The organism is Pantoea sp. SIMBA_079, assembly GCF_046940275.1.
GTDB lineage: Bacteria > Pseudomonadota > Gammaproteobacteria > Enterobacterales > Enterobacteriaceae > Pantoea > Pantoea borealis.
The window spans coordinates 1-19,598 of record NZ_JAWRYR010000003.1 but is presented as its reverse complement, the minus strand read 5'-3'; the positions used below and the strand labels follow the sequence as shown (position 1 = coordinate 19,598).

General features: G+C 58.4%; 14 protein-coding genes and 3 tRNA genes. 11 read left to right on the top strand and 6 right to left on the bottom strand.

All coding sequences use genetic code 11. The annotated features are described in order from the left end of the window. The first annotated feature begins 54 nt into the window (after positions 1-54). From ptrA to recD, 3 genes are read left to right on the top strand one after another with little or no spacing between them, the layout of a single operon-like run. Complete coding sequence (gene ptrA, locus SB719_RS05935) at positions 55-2,949, top strand: pitrilysin (RefSeq protein WP_412159033.1); 2,895 nt, start codon at positions 55-57, stop codon at positions 2,947-2,949. Beyond that, positions 2,946-6,488, top strand: a complete 3,543-nt coding sequence (recB, locus tag SB719_RS05930; protein ID WP_293005315.1) for an exodeoxyribonuclease V subunit beta — start codon at positions 2,946-2,948, stop codon at positions 6,486-6,488. Before ptrA ends, recB begins: the two co-directional genes overlap by 4 nt. Beyond that, positions 6,485-8,332: an exodeoxyribonuclease V subunit alpha gene (recD, locus tag SB719_RS05925; protein WP_412159032.1), complete on the top strand. Its 1,848-nt coding sequence runs from the start codon at positions 6,485-6,487 to the stop codon at positions 8,330-8,332. The genes recB and recD overlap by 4 nt, the downstream gene beginning before the upstream one ends. 560 nt (positions 8,333-8,892) lie before the next feature. On the opposite strand, the gene argA is transcribed toward recD, so the two are convergent. Continuing rightward, a complete protein-coding gene (gene argA / locus SB719_RS05920; protein WP_065648293.1) occupies positions 8,893-10,221 on the bottom strand; it encodes an amino-acid N-acetyltransferase in 1,329 nt (442 codons plus the stop codon). A gap of 16 nt (positions 10,222-10,237) precedes the next feature. On the opposite strand from argA, the gene SB719_RS05915 reads away from it, so the two are divergent. After that, complete coding sequence (locus SB719_RS05915) at positions 10,238-10,435, top strand: hypothetical protein (RefSeq protein ID WP_139074171.1); 198 nt, start codon at positions 10,238-10,240, stop codon at positions 10,433-10,435. Positions 10,436-10,453: 18 nt separating this feature from the next. Continuing rightward, on the top strand, positions 10,454-11,689 hold the full coding sequence (gene amiC, locus SB719_RS05910) for an N-acetylmuramoyl-L-alanine amidase AmiC (protein ID WP_304234275.1): 1,236 nt from the start codon (positions 10,454-10,456) through the stop codon (positions 11,687-11,689). An 87-nt stretch (positions 11,690-11,776) separates the two neighbouring features. Here the strand turns inward: amiC and SB719_RS05905 are convergent. From SB719_RS05905 to SB719_RS05895, 3 genes are all read right to left on the bottom strand, one after another. Beyond that, positions 11,777-11,853 (bottom strand) — tRNA-Met (locus SB719_RS05905). Positions 11,854-11,904: 51 nt separating this feature from the next. Beyond that, positions 11,905-11,981: transfer RNA gene (locus SB719_RS05900), tRNA-Met, on the bottom strand. Positions 11,982-12,032: 51 nt separating this feature from the next. Further along, positions 12,033-12,109, bottom strand: a tRNA-Met gene (locus SB719_RS05895). Between the two features lie 205 nt (positions 12,110-12,314). Here SB719_RS05895 and mltA point away from each other — a divergent pair. Both mltA and tcdA read left to right on the top strand, forming a co-directional pair. Beyond that, complete coding sequence (gene mltA, locus SB719_RS05890) at positions 12,315-13,463, top strand: murein transglycosylase A (RefSeq protein ID WP_065648295.1); 1,149 nt, start codon at positions 12,315-12,317, stop codon at positions 13,461-13,463. 84 nt (positions 13,464-13,547) lie between these two features. Further along, positions 13,548-14,354 carry a tRNA cyclic N6-threonylcarbamoyladenosine(37) synthase TcdA gene (gene tcdA, locus SB719_RS05885; RefSeq protein WP_065648296.1) on the top strand — a complete coding sequence of 269 codons (807 nt, stop codon included), beginning with the start codon at positions 13,548-13,550 and terminating at the stop codon, positions 14,352-14,354. Here the strand turns inward: tcdA and csdE are convergent. Both csdE and csdA read right to left on the bottom strand, forming a co-directional pair. Beyond that, positions 14,342-14,785 (bottom strand): cysteine desulfurase sulfur acceptor subunit CsdE, encoded by a 444-nt coding sequence (csdE, locus tag SB719_RS05880; protein ID WP_065648375.1) that lies wholly within the window; start codon positions 14,783-14,785, stop codon positions 14,342-14,344. The two genes, tcdA and csdE, sit on opposite strands and share 13 nt — an antisense overlap. A 4-nt stretch (positions 14,786-14,789) precedes the next feature. Continuing rightward, on the bottom strand, positions 14,790-15,995 hold the full coding sequence (gene csdA, locus SB719_RS05875; RefSeq protein WP_065648297.1) for a cysteine desulfurase CsdA: 1,206 nt from the start codon (positions 15,993-15,995) through the stop codon (positions 14,790-14,792). Between the two features lie 206 nt (positions 15,996-16,201). On the opposite strand from csdA, the gene SB719_RS05870 reads away from it, so the two are divergent. The 4 genes from SB719_RS05870 to rlmM all read left to right on the top strand — a co-directional run bounded on the left by SB719_RS05870 (position 16,202) and on the right by rlmM (position 19,219). Further along, positions 16,202-16,426, top strand: coding sequence for a YgdI/YgdR family lipoprotein (locus SB719_RS05870; RefSeq protein ID WP_039379928.1), 225 nt, complete (start codon positions 16,202-16,204; stop codon positions 16,424-16,426). Positions 16,427-16,762: 336 nt separating this feature from the next. Then, positions 16,763-17,680, top strand: coding sequence for a transcriptional regulator GcvA (locus SB719_RS05865; RefSeq protein WP_039379926.1), 918 nt, complete (start codon positions 16,763-16,765; stop codon positions 17,678-17,680). 50 nt (positions 17,681-17,730) lie between these two features. Beyond that, positions 17,731-18,126, top strand: coding sequence for a DUF423 domain-containing protein (locus SB719_RS05860; RefSeq protein ID WP_065648298.1), 396 nt, complete (start codon positions 17,731-17,733; stop codon positions 18,124-18,126). Further along, positions 18,119-19,219: a 23S rRNA (cytidine(2498)-2'-O)-methyltransferase RlmM gene (rlmM, locus tag SB719_RS05855; RefSeq protein WP_065648299.1), complete on the top strand. Its 1,101-nt coding sequence runs from the start codon at positions 18,119-18,121 to the stop codon at positions 19,217-19,219. The genes SB719_RS05860 and rlmM overlap by 8 nt, the downstream gene beginning before the upstream one ends. Positions 19,220-19,598 lie beyond the last annotated feature (379 nt).

The window sequence follows — 19,598 nt, the reverse complement described above, 5'->3', positions numbered from 1 at the left end:
GATAAACCTGCGCGGGAAACCCGCCGCAGGGCAGAGTAAGATTAAGGGGTTTACATGCGGATTTACGCACGCTGTATCGGCGCGCTGCTGTTGGGCACGCTGGCGCTGAATGTTTTTGCCGATACCGGACAGGGCTGGCAGCCGGTTAATGACATTATCCGCAAAAGCGATCGCGATCCGCGCAGCTATCAGGCAATTACCCTGAACAATGGCATGACGGTGCTGCTGGTGTCAGACGCTGAGGCACCTAAATCGCTGGCGGCGCTGACGCTGCCGATTGGCTCGCTGGACGATCCCGACCAGCAGCCTGGTCTGGCGCACTATCTGGAGCACATGGTGCTGATGGGGTCAAAGCGCTACCCGCAGCCCGATAATCTCGCCGAATTTCTCAAAATGCACGGCGGCAGCCACAACGCCAGCACCGCCTCTTACCGCACTGCATTCTATCTTGAGGTTGAGAACGATGCGCTGCAGCCCGCGGTGGATCGCCTTGCGGATGCGATTGCGGAGCCGCTGCTCGATCCGGTCAACGCCGATCGCGAACGTCATGCCGTCAACGCAGAGCTGACGATGGCGCGCTCGCGTGACGGGCTGCGTATGGCGCAGGTAAGTGCCGAGACGCTGAACCCGCAGCATCCGGGATCGCGTTTTTCCGGCGGTAATCTGGAGACGCTGAGTGATAAACCGGGCAGCAAACTGCAGCAGGCGCTGCGCGACTTCTACCGCACCCATTACTCTGCCAGCCTGATGAAAGCGGTGATCTACAGCAACAAACCGCTCTCTGAGATGGCGGAGATGGCAGCCGCGACCTTCGGGCGCGTCGCGGCGCATCCGGCAAGCGTGCCGGAGATAGATGTACCGGTGGTCACCGATGCGCAGAAAGGCATTATCATTCACTACGTGCCGGCTCAGCCGCGTAAACAGCTGAAGATTGAGTTTCGTATCGCGAACAACAGCGCCGATTTCCGCAGTAAAACCGATACGCTGATTGGCTATCTGCTGGGTAACCGCAGTGCCAACACGCTGAATGACTGGCTGCAGAAGCAGGGCCTGGCCGATGGCATGACGGCAGGAGCCGATCCCGTAACCGAACGCAGCAGCGGCGTTTTTGCTATTTCCGTATCGCTGACGGATAAAGGGCTGGCGCAGCGTGATGACGTCGTGGCCGCCATTTTCAGCTATCTCGATATGCTGCGCCGCAACGGCATTGATAAACGCTATTTTGATGAGGTATCGCATGTGCTGGCGCTTGACTACCGCTACCCGTCGATTACCCGAGACATGGACTACATTGAATGGCTGGCCGACACCATGCTGCGCGTGCCGGTCGCGCACACGCTTGACGCCCCTTACCTTGCCGATCGTTTCGATCCTGCGGCGGTAGCGGCACGCCTCGGTGAGATGACACCACACAATGCCCGCATCTGGTATATCAGTCCGCAGGAGCCGCACAACCAGCAGGCCTACTTTGTGAATGCGCCGTACCAGGTTGATAAAATCAGCGCGGCGCAGTTCAGCGACTGGCAGCAGCGTGCAGCGCATATTGCGCTCTCTTTGCCCGCGCTCAACCCCTATATTCCCACTGACTTTTCACTGATTGCACGCGACGGGAAAAACTACACGCATCCGATCGTGCTCAGTAATGACGCGGCAATGCGTACTTTATGGATGCCGAGCCGGTTCTATCCTGACGAGCCGAAAGCGGCAATTACGCTGGCGCTGCGCAACAAGACGGCTATCAGCGACGCGCGTCAGCAGGTGCTGTTCGGGCTGAATGATTATCTCTCCAGCCTGGCGCTGGATGAGCTTAACTCACAGGCGTCGGTGGGAGGGATCAGTTTCTCGGTGGGAGAAGATGATGGCATTGTGTTTAACGCCAGCGGATTCACCCAGCGTTTGCCACAGCTGCTGCAGGAGCTGGTTGCTGGTTACGGCAGCTTCCGTCCGGATGAATCGCAGCTCGCTCAGGCCAAATCCTGGTATCGCGACCGTCTGGATGCAGCTGAAAAAGGCAAAGCGTTTGAACAGGCGATCCAGCCGATGCAGATGCTGTCACAGCTGCCCTATACCCAGCGCGATGAACGACGCCGGTTGCTGCCGGAGATCACGCTGCAGGAGGTGATCGCCTGGCGTGACGCGCTGCTGCGTCAGGCAACGCCAGAGATGCTGGCGGTGGGTAATCTCTCAGCCAGAGAAACAGAAACGCTCGGCGCAACGCTGAAAGCGCAGCTGCAGAGCAGCGAACGGGCGCCATGGCGCAGTGACTATGTCGTGGTGGATAAAGCCATTAAGGCGAATCTGCAGCAGGCGGGAAGCAGCAGCGACTCGGCGCTGGCGGCACTCTATGTGCCCACCGGGTATGATGAATATCAGAGCATGGCCGCCAGCACCCTGCTGAGCCAGATTATTCAGCCGTGGTTCTATAACCAGCTGCGCACAGAAGAGCAGCTCGGCTATGCCGTCTTTACTTATCAGATGCCGATAGGTCGTCAGTGGGGCATCGGTTTCCTGCTGCAGAGCAACAGCCGGCAGCCCGCCTTCCTGCTGCAGCGCTTTCAGGCATTCTATCCGCAGGCAGAACAGCGGCTGCGCAGCATGAAGCCAGAGACTTTTGCGCAGTACCAGCAGGCGATGATCAATGAGCTGAAACAGCGACCTCAGACGCTGGAAGAAGAAGCCAGCCGCTACCAGCGTGACTTCAGCCGCCAGAATGATGCGTTCGACATGCGTGAGAAAGTGATTGCGCAGGTGCAGCAGCTGACGCCGGTGCGCCTGGCCACCTTCTTCCAACAGGCGATCCGGCAGCAGGGAATGGCGATGATTTCCCAGATTAGCGGTACGCAGGAGCGTACGCCGCAGACAGATTATGCAGCGCTACCCGGCTTCACGACCTGGCCGGCGCTGGCACAGCTGCAGCAGTCGCTGCCGGTTAAGAGTGATACGCCATGAGCCAGCGTGCTGAATCCCTCAATCCGCTGACGCTGCCGCTGCGCGGCGAGCGGTTAATTGAGGCCTCTGCCGGTACCGGTAAAACCTTTACGATTGGCCTGCTTTATCTGCGGCTGCTGCTTGGGCTGGGCGAAGAGAACGCTTACAGCCGCCCGCTTTCGGTAGAAGAGATTCTGGTGGTGACCTTCACCGAGGCGGCCACGGCTGAGCTGCGCGGCCGTATCCGGGCCAATATCCACGAGCTGCGTCTCGCCTGTATTCGCGGCGTCAGCAGCGATCCGATGCTGACCGCACTGCTGCAGGCGATCCCGCAGCGGGCGGAGGCCGCCTCGCTGCTGCTGGCGGCGGAAAGACAAATGGATGAAGCCGCTATTTTCACTATCCACGGCTTCTGCCAGCGCATGCTGAATCTTAATGCGTTTGAGTCCGGCATGCTGTTTGAGCAGCAGCTGATTGAAGATGAGCATCCGCTGCTGCGTCAGGCAACGGCTGATTTCTGGCGACGCCACTGCTATCCGCTGACGCTGGATATCGCGCGCGTGATTGTCAGCGAGTGGCTGGGGCCGGAACAGCTGCTGGCAACCCTGCGCCCGTGGCTGCAGGGGGAGTCGCCATCGCTGCGGCTGCCGCCGGATAAAGAGGAGACGCTTGCGTCGCGTCACGCACGTAATATGGCGCGCCTCGCAGAGATCAAGGCGCAGTGGCGATCGCTGGGCGACGACGTGCTGACGCTGGTTGAGCAGTCGGGGGTGGATAAGCGTAGCTACAGCAGCAAACATCTGCCCGCCTGGGTCAGTAAAGTCAGCCAGTGGGCTCACAGCGACAGCAGTGATTACCAGGTGCCGGCCGAGCTGGCACGCTTCGGGCAGCGCATCCTCGAAGAGAAAACCAAAAAAGGCGACGCACCCCGTCACGCGCTGTTCAGCGCAATTGACGCCTTTCTGGCCGAGCCGCTGTCGCTGCGCGATGTGGTCATTGCGCGGGCGCTGACCGAAGTGCGCGAGGCAGTGCATAAACAGAAACGGCTGCAGGCGCTGCTGGGCTTTGACGATCTGCTGAGCCGCCTTGACGATGCGCTGCAGCAGGCGGGGGGCGCACAGTTGGCGCAGCTGATCCGGCAGCGCTATCCGGTGGCGCTGATTGATGAGTTTCAGGATACCGATCCGCAGCAGTACCGGATTTTCCGTACGCTCTACATGCATCAGCCTGACCATGCGCTGCTGCTGATTGGCGATCCCAAACAGGCGATCTACGCGTTCCGCGGGGCGGATATTTTTACCTATATCCGGGCGCGAAATGAAATTGCGGCACACTATACGCTGGACACCAACTGGCGCTCATCACCTGCGATGGTGAAGAGCGTTAATCAGCTCTTCGCCCGCTTACCGGCCCCTTTTCTGTTTGCTGAAATTCCGTTTTTGCCGGTGCAGTTTGCACCGCCTAACCAGGCGCTGTCGCTGCAGGCGGAGGGTCGGGAGCAGCCTGCACTGCGCTTCTGGCTGCAGCCTGGCAGCGGCGCCAGCGTCAGCGAATATCAGCAGCAGATGGCAAAGCAGTGTGCAATGGATATCAGCCGCTGGCTGCAGGCAGGGCAGCAGGGCGAGGCGATGCTGGGGAAAGGGGCGGCGCTGCGGCCCGTACAGGCATCGGATATCACGGTGCTGGTGCGCAGTCGCAACGAAGCGAATCAGATCCGTGAAGCGCTGGCACAGCTTGCTATCCCGTCAGTCTATCTCTCCAACCGCGACAGCGTTTACACGACGCCGGAAGCGCGCGAGCTGCTCTGGCTGCTGCGGGCCATTCTGGCGCCGGAGCAGGAGCGTATGCTGCGTACCGCGCTGGCGACCTCGCTGTTTGCGCTCGATGCGGCTCAGCTGGATGCGCTCGATCACGACGCGCGCGGCTGGGATACGCTGGTGGATACCTTTGCGCGCTGGCAGCGTCTCTGGCATCAGCGTGGTGTGCTGCCGATGCTGCGGGAGATTATGCTGGAGCGCCAGCTGGCAGAAAATATGCTGGCGTCGGACAATGGCGAGCGTCGCCTGACCGATTTGCTGCATCTGGGAGAGCTGTTGCAGGAAGCGGCCGCGCAGCTTGATAGCCCGCACGCGCTGGTTCGTTACCTGGCTCAGCAGATAGCGCGGCCCGATAGCCAGTCAGCCAGTCAGCAGCTGCGACTGGAGAGCGATCGCCATCTGGTGCAGATCGTCACCATTCATAAATCGAAAGGGCTGCAGTATCCGCTGGTGTGGCTGCCGTTTGCAGCAGGGTTTCGTGAGGCCGATATTGCGCTTTACCACGATCGCGAAAACTTCAGCGCGGTGCTGGATTTGCAGAGCGATGAGCAGAGCCTGGCGCTGGCGGAGCAGGAGCGACTGGCAGAAGATCTGCGGCTGCTTTATGTCGCCCTCACGCGGTCTATCTATCACTGCAGCATCGGGGTGGCGCCGCTGTTTCGCGGCGCGCGTAAAAAAGAGGGCGAGAGCGATCTGCATAAAAGTGCGCTGGGTTATCTGCTGCAGCGCGGCGAAGCGGCGACGGCAGAGCAGCTCGGGGCGCTGCTGGAGGCGCTGAGCGGCGAGGGTTGTGACGTCGTGATGGCCGATCGTGCTGAAGCGGCGCGCTGGCAGGTACAGGCCGGCGCACGCGACGACCTTCGCGCACGCGCAATATCGCGCCAGCTGACTGAATCCTGGCGCGTGACCAGCTATTCAGGTTTGCAGCAGCACAGCGCACATCGCCTGCTGGATGTGGTGCCTCATTTCGATCTGGAAGCGGCAGGTGAAGAGCCGCAGGCGGCGACCGAAGAGATGGCGCTGACGCCACATCAATTTCCGCGCGGGGCCGCGCCGGGTACGTTTCTGCATGAGCTATTTGAGTCGATCGATTTTACCCAGCCGCCCGGAACGGCACTGCTGGAACAGCATCTGCAGCAGAATGGCTATCCGCTGCACTGGCAGCCGGTGCTGAGCAGCTGGATTGAGCGGGTAGTCACTACGCCGCTTAATGCGCAGCAGATCCGGCTGGCTGACGTAGGCGTACGCGATCGCCTGATTGAGATGGAGTTTTATTTGCCTATCAGCGGCCTGCTGACCGCGCCGGCGCTGGACCAGCTGATGCGCCAGCATGATCCGCTCTCCGCGCAGGCACCCGCGCTTAACTTCAGTCAGGTGCAGGGCATGCTCAAGGGCTTTATCGACCTGGTGTTTCGCCGCGAAGGAAAATACTACCTGCTGGATTACAAATCTAACTGGCTGGGGGAGAGTCATGAAGCCTATACCCCGGATGCCATGGCGCAGGCGATGATTGACCATCGCTACGATTTGCAGTATCAGCTCTATACGCTGGCGCTGCACCGGTTTTTGCAGCACCGGCTGCCTGATTACAACTATGAGCAGCATGTCGGCGGCGTGTTTTATCTGTTTTTACGCGGTATGGATGGCAGCTCGCCTGCTAACGGGGTCTTTTACACCCGTCCTGCCGCTGAATTTGTGACACAACTTGATAGCCTGTTTCGCGGGCAGGGAGAGGATGCATGAGCGATATCACTACGCTATTAAAGCAGGCAACAGAGCTGCGGCTGCTGCGCTCGCTGGATGTGCAGTTTGCTCAGCTGATAGCCACCAGTGATGAGCCCGCCCGTTTGCTGGCTGCTGCCTGTCTCAGCGCTGAAGCCGGAGAAGGGCATGTCTGTCTGCCGCTGGCCCATCTGAACCGCGAGAAGCTGTTTCGCGGTCGTCATCCCGAACTGGCGCAGGCGATCTGGCAGGCCGCCGGCGAGCCGCACGACTGGCACAGCCTGCTGGCGGGCTGGGATGCGGTCAGCACCCACGATCGCGCCGCGCCTGTTGTGCTGAGCGACGAGCGGCTCTATCTGCATCGCTTATGGCATCATGAGGGTGACGTAGCGCGCTTTTTCCACCCTCAGGCTGCGCCGCAGCCGTTTGCACCGGAACAGGTACGCCGTGTGCTGGATGCGCTGTTTGGCACCGCGCCGGATGACTGGCAGAAGATTGCCGCTGCCGTCGCATTGACACAGAAAACCGCAGTGATTTCCGGCGGGCCGGGCACCGGCAAAACCACGACCGTGGCAAAACTGCTGGCGGCCCTGATCCGGCTGAGTGACGGTGCGCTGCGTATTCAGCTGGCCGCGCCAACCGGCAAAGCGGCGGCCCGCCTGACGGAATCACTGGGGAAAGCGCTGCAGCAGCTGGCGGTCAGCGAGGAGGAGCGTCAGCGCTTTCCGGAAGAGGCCACCACGCTGCATCGCCTGCTGGGCGCACAGCCGGAAACGCAGCGCCTGCGCTATCATGCCGGTAATCCGCTGCATCTCGATGTGCTGGTGGTGGATGAAGCCTCGATGGTAGATCTCGGCATGATGGCCAGTCTGATCGCTGCGCTGCCGTCACAGGCGCGGGTTATTTTTCTCGGCGATCGCGACCAGCTCGCCTCTGTAGAGGCGGGCGCGGTACTGGGCGATATCTGCCGCTGTGCAGAGGCGGGCTACAGTGCGGTCCGGGCCACACAGCTGACGCTGATGACCGGCTGTGAGATTGACGGCAGTAATGAAACCGACGCGCCAGCGGTGCGCGATGCCATCTGTCTGCTGCGTAAAAGTTACCGTTTTGACGCCAGATCCGGCATCGGCCAGCTGGCGGCAGCGGTTAACGCCGGCGATGCGCAGGCGGTGGAACGCGCCTTTCAGGGCAACTTCAGCGATATCGCACGTGCGCCACTGAACAGCGGTGAGGCGTATCAGCGTATGCTGAATGAGATTGCTGCAGGTTACCGGGACTTTCTGCAGCAAGTGGCTGAGGAGGCTGCCCCGGCTGATATCCTCGCCTCTTTCGGGCGCTATCAGCTGCTGTGCGCACTGCGCGAAGGGCCGTTTGGCGTGGAAGGACTTAACCAGCGCATCGAGCAGAAGCTGATGCAGCTGCAGCTGATCCGTCGTCCTGCAGGCGGCAGCCGCTGGTATCCCGGACGGCCGGTCATGGTCACGCGCAATGACAGCGCGCTGGGGCTGTTCAACGGCGATATCGGTATTACGCTGACAGACGAGGAGGGCGTGCTGAAAGTCTTCTTTCCGCTGCCGGACGGCACAATTAAAGCAGTACAGCCGAGCCGCCTGCCGGCGCACGATACCGCCTGGGCAATGACGGTGCACAAGTCACAGGGTTCGGAGTTTGAGCACACTGCACTGGTGATGCCGGCTCAGTTTTTACCGGTGCTGACGCGGGAGTTGATTTATACCGCGATTACGCGTGCCCGCAGACAGCTGACGCTCTACAGCGATGAAAACATCTTCCGTCGCGCGGTCCAGCTGCGCACGCAGCGCCGCAGCGGCCTGCTGTCACGGCTTGGCGCGACGTCTGACGCGTAAAGCCCCGGTATAGAATAATGTGGCCAGGGCGTCATAAATGGCGCCTCTGCCGGATGCTGTAGGGGCCGCATTTATGCGGCCCTGTGGGATAACGTGTTCCGAAATTTGATGCGTAACAAGGGCGCTATAAATGGCGCCTCTGCCGGATGCTGTAGGGGCCGCATTAATGCGGCCCTGGGGGATAACGTGTTCCGAAATTTGATGCGTAACAAGGGCGCCATAAATGGCGCCCCTACGGGATGCTGTAGGGGCCGCATTTATGCGGCCCTGGGGGATAACGTGTTCCGAAATTTGATGCGTAACAAGGGCCCATAAATGGCGCCTCTGCGGGATGCTGTAGGGGCCGCATTAATGCGGCCCTGTGGGATAACGCGGTCAGGAATTTCATGCATGGCCAGGGCGCCATAAATGGCGCCCCTGCGGGATGCTGTAGGAGCCGCATTTATGCGGCCCTGTGGGATAACGTGTTCCGAAATTTGATGCGTAACAAGGGCGTCATAAATGGCGCCTCTGCGGGATGTTGTAGGGGCCGCATTAATGCGGCCCTGGAATATCGTGGCTTATTTTAAATCTGCCATCAGCACTTTTGAGCGACGCTGATAGTTATACATCTGCTGCTTGCTCTCTGGCAGCGACTCGATATCTACTGGCGTAAAGCCCCGCTCCTGGAACCAGTGAATGCTGCGGGTAGTGAGCACAAACAGCTTTTTCAGCCCCATCTGCCGCGCCTGTAGCGCCACGCGATCCAGCAGCAGCTCGCCGCGCGATGAGCTGCGATAGTCGGGATGCACGGCCACACACGCCATTTCGCCAATCTGCTCATCCGGGAACGGGTAGAGCGCGGCACAGGCGATAGTCATATTATCGCGCTGGATGATCGTAAACTTATCGATCTCCATTTCCAGCTGTTCACGCGAGCGCCGTACCAGAATACCCTGCTGCTCCAGCGGGCGAATCAGCTCCAGAATACCCCCAATATCGTTGATATTGGCGCGGCGGATCTGCTCAGCAGATTCCATAACAATCTGCGTACCGATACCGTCACGTGAGAAGAGTTCCTGCAGCAGTGCGCCATCCTCCTGATAGCTGATCAGATGGCTGCGGCGCACGCCGCTGCGGCACGCTTTAACCGCGCCGCGCAGAAAGCGCACCGTACCGGACAGGAAATCACCGTCGCTCTCCATCTCATCAATGCGCGCCTGCGCATCGCCAGGAAACAGCTCTGAAATAATGGTGCCGGCGCGATCGGTCACGCCCTGCTCGGAGCAGAAGCCAATCATCTTCTCTGCCTTGAGCTTGATAGCGAGCTGCGTGGCGACCTCTTCTGAGGTGAGGTTAAAGCTTTCGCCGGTCACAGAGACTGCGACCGGACCCAGCAGCACAATCGCGTTATTATCCAGCTGACGATGAATCGCCTCTTCATCAATACGGCGAATGCGTCCGCTGTGGCAGTAGTCAACGCCATCATCCACGCCCAGCGGCTGGGCGATGATAAAGTTACCGCTGACCACATTAATATGCGCACCCTGCAGCGGGGTGTTGTTAAGGCTCATCGACAGGCGTGCGGTGATATCAAGCTGCAGACGACCCGCCGCCTGCTTTACCAGCTCCAGCGATTGCGCATCGGTTACGCGGGTATGCTTGTGATACACCGGCTCCAGCTGCTGCTGCGCCATACTGGCGTCAATCTGCGGACGTGCGCCATAGACCACCACCAGACGGATGCCCAGGCTATGCAGCAGGCCAATATCGTTAACGATGCTGGAGAAGTTTTCATGCTCAATGGCTTCGCCGCCCAGCATGATGACAAACGTCTTGTCGCGATGGGCATTAATATAGGGAACGGTATGGCGAAAACCCTGAACCAGCTCGGTACTGCGTTCCTTCACGGTGCACCCTCTGTGAATGGTTATTCGTAATTATTGTATTTTTATTCTGTTTTGCGCCGTATTGCAAGCGTTGCGCCTGACGTTACTTTACGATTTTTCAGATGCATCCGGTGATAACAGCCTGCATTATCTGGCTTTTCCGACGAGACAAGCGTTGCCAGATTGGATAAAGTTTTCGCTTTCTGAGCGTCAGTTGACGCGGATTTATCCATAACACAGTAGCTGGAGTGGCATGTCCCAGGCTTTTTCCCGAAGACGATTATTACAGGGTGCGGGTGCGCTATGGCTCCTTAGCGTAACGCGTACCGGGCTGGCAGCGAGTCAGCACATTGTTGCAGTACGCATCTGGCCTTCATCAACGTACTCCCGCGTCACGCTGGAGTCGAATATCCCGCTGCACTACAAGCAGTTTGCGTTGAGTAACCCTGAACGTCTGGTCATTGATATCAAAAACCTGCATATCAATCCGACGCTGAAAGGCATCAATAAACTGGTGCGCACCGACGATCCCTTTATCAAAACGGCACGGGTCGGGCAGTTTGATCCGCACACGGTGCGAATTGTGCTGGAGCTGAAACGTCACGTTGCACCAAAGACCTTTACCCTCGCGCCTGTGGCCGGCATTAAAAACCGGCTGGTGGTGGATCTCTATCCGAGTCAGGCATCGCACGCCGACGATCCGCTGCTGGCGCTGCTGAATGATTACAACAAAGGCGATCTGGAGCGCGATCAGCCCGCGCAGGCGCCGTTGCCGGGCAAGGCGGGGCGCGATCGCCCGATTATCATCATGATCGATCCCGGTCACGGCGGCGAAGATCCCGGCGCACACGGTAAATATAAAACGCGTGAAAAGGATATTGTGCTGAAAATTGGTCGCTATCTGCGGGCACTGATTGATAAAGAGCACAATATGAAAGCCTACATGACGCGGAATGAAGATGTGTTCATTCCGCTGCGCGTGCGGGTTGCAAAAGCACGTAAGCAGCGTGCCGATCTGTTTGTTTCAATTCATGCCGATGCGTTTACCAGCCGGGCAGCGCGTGGCTCTTCGGTCTTTGCGCTCTCCACCCGCGGCGCCACCTCTGCAGCAGCACGTTTCCTGGCACAGACGCAGAACGAAGCCGATCTGATTGGCGGTGTCAGCATGAGCGGCGATCGCTATCTCGACCACACAATGTTTGACATGGTGCAGCGTCAGACCATCAGCGACAGCCTGAAGTTTGGCAAAGAGGTACTGACGCGCATGGGACGCATCAACCATCTGCATAAGCGTACGGTTGATCAGGCGGGCTTTGCCGTGCTGAAAGCGCCTGATATTCCGTCAATTCTGGTTGAGACGGCGTTTATCAGTAATGTGGAGGAGGAGCGCAAGCTGCGAACCGCACGCTATCAGCATCAGGTGGCGGAAGCGATTTTTCACGGTATCAAAGCCTATTTTGACAAAGGCGGCGTGCTGGCAAAGCGTTGAAGACAGGGCGGCAGCGATGCCGCTTTTCCGGCGGCAGAAACAAAAAAACACCCGTTAAGGTGTTTTGTGTTTCTTCATCAGAAGAAATGGTTGCGGGGGCCGGATTCGAACCGACGACCTTCGGGTTATGAGCCCGACGAGCTACCAGGCTGCTCCACCCCGCGTCCGTCTGTCGCACTGAGCGACGTTTCACATTGTATTCTTCTTAAGACAATTGGTTGCGGAGGCCGGATTTGAACCGACGACCTTCGGGTTATGAGCCCGACGAGCTACCAGGCTGCTCCACCCCGCGTCCGTCTGTCGCCTGAGCGACACTTCATATTGTCTCTTCATTAAGAAGAATTGGTTGCGGGGGCCGGATTTGAACCGACGACCTTCGGGTTATGAGCCCGACGAGCTACCAGGCTGCTCCACCCCGCGTCCGTGGATGCGCACTATACACCTGGCACGTGGTGATGCAACCCCTTTTTGCACTTAACCAGTGAAACCCTGCAACAGTTGCTGAATAATGTCGCATCTGGATGAAAAAACATACAGATGTGAAGGTGATGGCGGGCGGCAGATTTCATTCTGACCAGGGCTTTGCTATCGTCGCCGGGCGAACAACCGACAACAAGAGAGAGTCATGAACGGACACCGGGTAAAGTATGCACTCACTGGCGCATTTCTGGCGCTATTAGCAGGTTGTAGCTCGAAGCCGACCGATCGCGGTCAGCAATATATTGATGGCAAGCTGGAGCAACCGCTCGGGCTGGTCAATGAGCCCAATGCCAAAGGGCGTCCGGTTAACGGGCAGGACTTCGGCCTGCAGGTGCAGCAGATTCAGTCCGCTTCGTCGCGCCTGTTCAGCCGTAATAATGGTACCTACAGCGCTATTCAGAACTGGCTGCTTTCAGGTGCAGATACCCGTCAGCTGCGTCAGTTCGGCCTGAATGCGTTTCAGATGGAAGGCACGGACAACTATGGCAACGTGCAGTTCACCGGTTACTACACGCCGGTAGTGGAAGCGCGCTACACCCGACAGGGTGAGTTTCAGTATCCTATTTACCGCATGCCGCCGCGCCCGCGCGGGGCGAAACTGCCGAGCCGCGCCGGTATCTATAGCGGCGCGCTCGATGAGCGCTACGTTATCGCCTGGAGCAACTCACTGATCGACAACTTTATGATGGATGTGCAGGGCAGCGGCTACGTCGATTTTGGTGACGGACGTCCGCTGCGCTTCTTTGGCTACGGCGGTAAAAATGGCTGGGCTTATCACAGTATCGGTAAAGAGCTGATCGATCGCGGCGAAGTTAAACGCGAAGATATGTCGATGCAGGCCATCCGGCAGTGGGCTGAGGAGCATTCACCGCAGGAGGTGCGTGACGTACTGGAGACTAACCAGTCCTTTGTCTTCTTTAAGCCTGAAGAGTACGTGCCGGTGCGCGGCGCCAGCGCGGTACCGCTGATTGCCAAAGCGTCGGTGGCTTCTGACCGCTCCCTGATCCCGGCGGGCACGGCGCTGCTGGCAGAAGTGCCGCAGCTGAATGCCAAAGGTAAGTTCAACGGTAAGTATGAAATGCGTCTGATGGTGGCGCTGGACGTCGGTGGCGCAATCAAAGGTCAGCACTTTGACATCTACCAGGGCGTGGGCCCGGACGCCGCACATCTGGCCGGCTTCTATAACCACTACGGCCGCGTCTGGGTACTGAAGGCGGCTCCCGGCGCCGGGCAGCCACTGTTCAGCAATGCGCAAAACGGCAACAACGGTTCACTGCTGCTCGGTGCAAATTGATACACTGACAGCCTGCTCTCCGCGGGAGAGTGACATTATCGGGTGCGCCACGCGGCGCACCGCATTCCGGAGTAAAGGTCAGATATGAAAGTGGTAAGCGACGCCTGGCGACAACGCTTTGGCGGGACGGCGCGTCTTTATGGGCAGGAGGCGCTGCAGCAGTTTGCAGAGGCGCATTTCTGCGTAATTGGTATTGGCGGTGTGGGCTCCTGGGCCGCTGAGGCGCTGGCGCGTACCGGCATCGGACACATTACGCTGATTGACATGGATGATGTCTGTATCACCAATACCAACCGGCAAATCCATGCGCAGCAGGGCAATGTCGGTCAGGCAAAAACGGAGGTCATGGCCGCGCGCATCCGCGCCATCAATCCGGAGTGCGTCGTGACCTGCATTGACGACTTTATTACGCCGCAAAACACCGCAGAACTGCTCTCTGCCGGCTTTGACTATGTGATTGATGCCATTGACAGCGTGCGGCCAAAAGCGGCGCTGATCGCCTGGTGCCGGCGCAATAAGATCCCGCTTATCACCACGGGTGGGGCAGGCGGACAGATCGATCCCACGCAAATTCAGGTCAGCGATCTGGCGAAAACTATCCAGGATCCGCTGGCGGCAAAACTGCGCGAGCGCCTGAAAAGTGACTTTGGCGTAGTGAAAAACAGCAAAGGCAAACTGGGGATCGACTGCGTATTTTCCACTGAAGCGCTGGTCTATCCGCAGCCCGACGGCAGCGTGTGCGCTTCGCGCAGCACGGCAGAAGGTCCGAAGCGTATGGATTGCGCTGCGGGCTTCGGTGCGGCAACGATGGTCACCGCCACGTTCGGGTTTATCGCCGTATCGCACGCGCTGAAAAAATTCCAGGCGCGCAGGGCGCGTCAGGCTGACTGACGCGCCGCGCGCGTTACCGCCTCTGCCAGCGCCTGCAGGCCGCTGCTGCGTGACGCGCTAAGCTGCGCACGCAGCCCCAGCGTATCAAACAGCGCCAGCGGATCCTGCGCCAGCAGCTGTGCCGGTGTTTTTCCTTCAGTGGCAGTCAGCAGCACAGCCAGCAGGCCGCGCACAATTCGTCCCTCACTGTCGCCATAAAAATGCAGCGTGCCGTCAGGCAGCTGCTGGCTGCTGAGCCAGACGCGGTTTTCGCAGCCGCTCAGCTCAATGTCCGCACATTTCAGTTCATCCGGCAGCGCCGGCAGCTGACGGCTGAGCTGAATCAGCTGCCGGTAGCGATCTTCCCACTGCTGAAAGCGGGCAAACGTGTCGGTCAGCCCTTCTGCGGTAATGGTATGGCCGAAGGGATGGGGCGCGAGCAGGGTTGTCATAAGCTTATTCACCTAAAAGATCCACGGCGCAGTGCATGGCGCGCACCAGCGCATCCACATCCTGCAGGTTATTGTAAGGCGCGAATGAGACGCGCAGCGTGCCGCTAACGCCCAGGGCTGCCATCAGCGGCTGCGCACAGTGCTGTCCGGCACGCAGGGCAATTCCCTGTTCAGCCAGCAGCGTGACGATATCGCTGTGATGGATCCCGGCAATGTCAAAGGCGAGCAGGCTGGAAGAGCCGCAGCGGAAGCTGCGAAAACCGGGCAGCGCGCTCAGCTGCTCTTCGGCCAGGCAGGCGAGCTGCTGGCTCCACATCTCCGCTTTTTCCTGATGATGGTGTGACAGCCAGCTCAGCGCTGCGCTAAGACCCACCACACCCGCCACGTTGGGTGTGCCGGCTTCAAAGCGCCACGGCACAGGCTGCGGCGTAAATCCGCTGAAGTCGACCTGCGTCAGCATTTTGCCGCCGCCCTGCCACGGCTGCATCGACTCCAGCAATTCCGCTTTGCCATACAGCACGCCAATACCCATCGGACCATAGAGTTTGTGGCCGGAAAAAGCATAGAAGTCGATATCCAGCGCCTGCACGTCAGGCGGGCAATGCACCACGCCCTGAGCACCATCCACCATGACCTTTGCGCCTGCCTCGTGTGCCAGCGTGATAGCCTGCGCCAGATCCGGACAGCCGCCGGTGACGTTTGACATCTGGCTTACGGCCAGCAGGCGGGTGCGCGCGTTGATCAGCCCCGGCAGCAGAGTGATATCGGGCCGGCGATCGGCGCCCAGCGGCCATTTCACCACGCTGGCACCGCTTGCCTGAGCCACCATCAGCCACGGCACCAGGTTAGCGTGATGCTCCGCCTCGCTGACGATGATTTCATCGCCCGGCTGCAGGCGCGGCGCCAGCCAGCTGTATGCCACCAGATTAATCGCTTCGGTGGTTCCGCGCGTCCAGACAATCTGCCGATCGTCAGCGGCGTGCAGCCACTGTGCGACCACGCCGCGCGCCTGTTCATACTGTGCGGTCAGTGCACGCGCCGCAGCAAACTGACTACGGTGCACGGTGCCGGCACTAAGCGAATAGAATTGGGCGGTGGCATCAATGACCGCCTGCGGCTTAAGTGCCGTCGCAGCACTGTCGAGATAGACGCCGGCATCGTTCAGCGCAGGAAACTGCTGACGAAAGGTGCCAGGGGAGAAGATGGTCATATCGGGCCCACTCCGGTGATTTAGGGCCAGCCGTAACAGCAGGCTGCTGGCTGGCAAAGCTGTAAAAGCGCGTTATGCTCATTATGGCAAGGTTTGAACCGAAACCCGCATAACCCGTTCGCCATTTTCAGCTCTGGTTTCAGGCTGATAGCGTAATGTCGTGGCTGCGGGAGGTTTAATGCAATCAATCTGCAAGGAGATAGAAGATGAACAAACTTACCGCAGTGCTGGCTGTCTGCACCATGGCGTTTACCCTGGCGGCCTGTTCCAGCAACTATGTTATGCACACGAACGATGGCCGCACGATTGTCGCTGACGGCAAGCCAAAAGTTGATGATGATACCGGTATGATCAGCTATAAAGATGCCAATGGCAATGAGCAGCAGATTAACCGCTCCGATGTGAAAGAGATGGTTGAGATGGGGCAGTAAAATTGCGCAAAAAAAAGCACCGCAATTTGCGGTGCTACATAAAATCACTTTGGACAGACAGGGTAAATCTCAGGAATTAAAAGTTTGATCTGCAAGTTTCAGATCAAAAAATGCAAACACAACATCACGACCACAAGCCAAAAGCTCTCCAAAAGTCTGCGATCTCTCGCACGTTTTCAGAAAACTTTTCGTTCCGGCTCTGGAAGTGCGGCAACTATAGGTATTTGCTGGAGCTTCCTCAACGGACAAATTATAATGTCTCGGATTAAAAAATCTAATAGCTGACGACGTTGTATAAGTTGCAGTTTTACACTATGAATCCACCTGTGGAAAACCATGTCTAAACGCCTTCCGCCGCTCAATGCTTTACGTGTGTTTGATGCGGCTGCCCGTTATCTGAGCTTTACCAAAGCCGCTGAAGAGCTGTTTGTGACCCAGGCGGCAGTGAGCCATCAGATCAAGTCACTTGAGGATTTTCTCGGACTCAAGCTGTTCCGCCGCCGAAATCGCTCGCTGCTGCTGACGGAAGAGGGGCAGAGTTACTATCTCGATATCAAAGAGATTTTTTCAGCGCTTAACGATGCGACCCGCAAGCTGCAGGCGCGCAGCGCTAAAGGTGCGCTCACCGTCAGCCTGCTGCCCAGTTTTGCAATTCAGTGGCTGGTTCCGCGTCTCTCCAGCTTTAATATGGCTTATCCGGGCATCGACGTGCGTATTCAGGCGGTAGACCGCGAGGAGGAGAAGCTGGCAGACGATGTTGACGTCGCTATCTTCTATGGCCGCGGCAACTGGCCGGGCCTGCGGGTGGATAAGCTGTATGCTGAATATCTGCTGCCGGTCTGCTCGCCGCTGCTGCTCTCCGGGGATAATCCGCTGAAATCGCCCGCCGATCTGGCGCACTTTACACTGCTGCATGATGCGTCGCGTCGCGACTGGCAGGCTTATACCCGCCAGCTGGGACTGCAGCATATCAATGTGCAGCAGGGACCTATTTTCAGCCACAGTGCCATGGTGCTGCAGGCGGCGATCCACGGGCAGGGTGTGGCGCTGGCTAACAATGTGATGGCAGAGAGTGAGATTGAAGCGGGTCGCCTGGTCTGCCCGTTCAATGATGTGCTGGTAAGTAAAAACGCTTTTTATCTGGTTTGTCATGACAGCCAGGCAGAACTGGGTAAAATAGCCGCCTTTCGTCAGTGGATTCTGGAAAAAGCCGCCACCGAACAGGAAAAATTCCGTTTTCGCTACGATCACTAAGTTACCGTTCGCTGCACAGTGATGTGCGGCGGGACCATGAGGATAGTTCGATGTCCAGTCGTGCCATGTTTATATTTGCAGCCATCAGCGGTTTCGTGCTGGTGGCGTTTGGTGCGTTTGGCGCGCACGTATTGAGTAAATCGCTGGGGCCATCTGAAATGGCGTGGATCCATACCGGCCTGGAATATCAGGCTTACCACACGCTGGCGGTAATGGGACTGGGTGCTGCGATGCTGCGACGCGCCAATATCTGGTTTTACTGGAGCAGCGCCGCGATGGCGCTGGGTACCGTTCTTTTCAGCGGCAGTCTTTATTGCCTGGCGCTGTCGCACCTGCAGTTCTGGGTGTTTGTTACGCCGGTAGGGGGGCTGTGCTTCCTGACCGGCTGGTTTTTGATGTTGATTGGCGCGCTGCGTCTGAAAACAAAGGCAGAACGCCATGAATAAAGTATTACTCTATTGTCGTCCCGGGTTTGAAAAAGAGTGCGCGGCAGAAATCAGCGCTAAAGCAGCAGAGCGGGAAATTTACGGTTTTCCGCGGGTGAAAGAAGAGTCGGGCTATGTGCTGTTTGAGTGCTATCAGCCGGAAGATGCAGAGAAGCTGCTGCGCTCCCTGCCGTTTGCTGAACTGATTTTTGCCCGGCAGATGCTGGTTGTCGGCGAGCTGCTGCGCGATCTGCCCCCGGAAGATCGCATTACCCCCATTACCGGCATGCTGACCGGAGTAGTGGAGAAAGGGGGGGAGCTGCGCGTCGAGGTTCCGGACACCAATGAAGCCAAAGAGCTGACCAAATTCTGTCGCAAACTAACGGTGCCACTGCGCGCCAGCCTGCGCGCCAGCAATATCCTGCTCAACTATGAGAGTCCTAAGCGGCCGGTGGTGCACGTATTTTTTATTGCACCGGGCACCTGTTACGTGGGCTATTCACTGCCGGAAAACAATTCATCATTCTATATGGGGATCCCGCGGCTGAAGTTTCCTTCCGACGCGCCCAGCCGCTCAACGCTGAAGCTGGAAGAGGCATTTCATGTGTTTGTACCGGCAGATGAGTGGGACGAGCGTCTGGGAAGCGGTATGTATGCGGTCGATCTCGGCGCGTGTCCGGGCGGCTGGACCTATCAGCTGGTGAAGCGCAGCATGTGGGTTTATGCGGTAGATAACGGACCCATGGCCCCGAGCCTGATGGATACCGGACAGGTTACCCACTGCCGTGAGGATGGGTTTAAGTTTCGTCCACCGCGCAGCAATATCAGCTGGCTGGTATGCGATATGGTAGAAAAACCGGTGCGTGTGGCGACATTGATGACTGAGTGGCTGGTAAACGGCTGGTGTCGTGAAGCGATTTTCAACCTCAAGCTGCCGATGAAAAAGCGCTATGAAGAGGTTACCCAGAATCTGGCAATGATGGACGAAGCGTTAAAGGCGCAGGGTATTAATGCTCAGATTCAGGCTCGTCAGCTGTATCACGATCGCGAAGAGGTAACGGTACACGTCCGGCGCATCTGGGCTGCAACAGGCGGCCGCCGCGACGAGCGCTGATTTGTCAGGCCGGGGCGTCATCACGTTCCGTATCTGCATCAATCCGGGCGCCATTAATGGCGTCATCACGTCCCGTGCGCGCATCAATACGGGCGCCATTAATGGCGTCATTACGTCCCGCACGCGCATCAATACGGGCGCCATTAATGGCGTCATTACGTCCCGCACGCGCATCAATACGGGCGCCATTAATGGCGCCCCTACGGATCCGAGCGTAGGGGACGCATTCATGCGTCCCTGGTGTTCGCGGTCATATCACCGGGTGAACCACGGACGTCATTACGTCCCGCACGTGCATTAACACGGGCGCCATTAATGGCGTCATTACGTCCCGCACGCGCATCAATACGGGCGCCATTAATGGCGCCCCTACGGATCC

Coding starts and splice junctions, on each gene's coding strand:
- SB719_RS05865 (WP_039379926.1), top strand. CDS start 16,763: ATGTCTAAACGCCTTCCGCCGCTCAATGCTTTACGTGTGTTTGATGCG.
- SB719_RS05860 (WP_065648298.1), top strand. CDS start 17,731: ATGTCCAGTCGTGCCATGTTTATATTTGCAGCCATCAGCGGTTTCGTG.
- SB719_RS05870 (WP_039379928.1), top strand. CDS start 16,202: ATGAACAAACTTACCGCAGTGCTGGCTGTCTGCACCATGGCGTTTACC.
- csdA (WP_065648297.1), bottom strand. CDS start 15,995: ATGACCATCTTCTCCCCTGGCACCTTTCGTCAGCAGTTTCCTGCGCTG.
- csdE (WP_065648375.1), bottom strand. CDS start 14,785: ATGACAACCCTGCTCGCGCCCCATCCCTTCGGCCATACCATTACCGCA.
- SB719_RS05915 (WP_139074171.1), top strand. CDS start 10,238: ATGGTTATTCGTAATTATTGTATTTTTATTCTGTTTTGCGCCGTATTG.
- amiC (WP_304234275.1), top strand. CDS start 10,454: ATGTCCCAGGCTTTTTCCCGAAGACGATTATTACAGGGTGCGGGTGCG.
- recB (WP_293005315.1), top strand. CDS start 2,946: ATGAGCCAGCGTGCTGAATCCCTCAATCCGCTGACGCTGCCGCTGCGC.
- recD (WP_412159032.1), top strand. CDS start 6,485: ATGAGCGATATCACTACGCTATTAAAGCAGGCAACAGAGCTGCGGCTG.
- rlmM (WP_065648299.1), top strand. CDS start 18,119: ATGAATAAAGTATTACTCTATTGTCGTCCCGGGTTTGAAAAAGAGTGC.
- mltA (WP_065648295.1), top strand. CDS start 12,315: ATGAACGGACACCGGGTAAAGTATGCACTCACTGGCGCATTTCTGGCG.
- ptrA (WP_412159033.1), top strand. CDS start 55: ATGCGGATTTACGCACGCTGTATCGGCGCGCTGCTGTTGGGCACGCTG.
- tcdA (WP_065648296.1), top strand. CDS start 13,548: ATGAAAGTGGTAAGCGACGCCTGGCGACAACGCTTTGGCGGGACGGCG.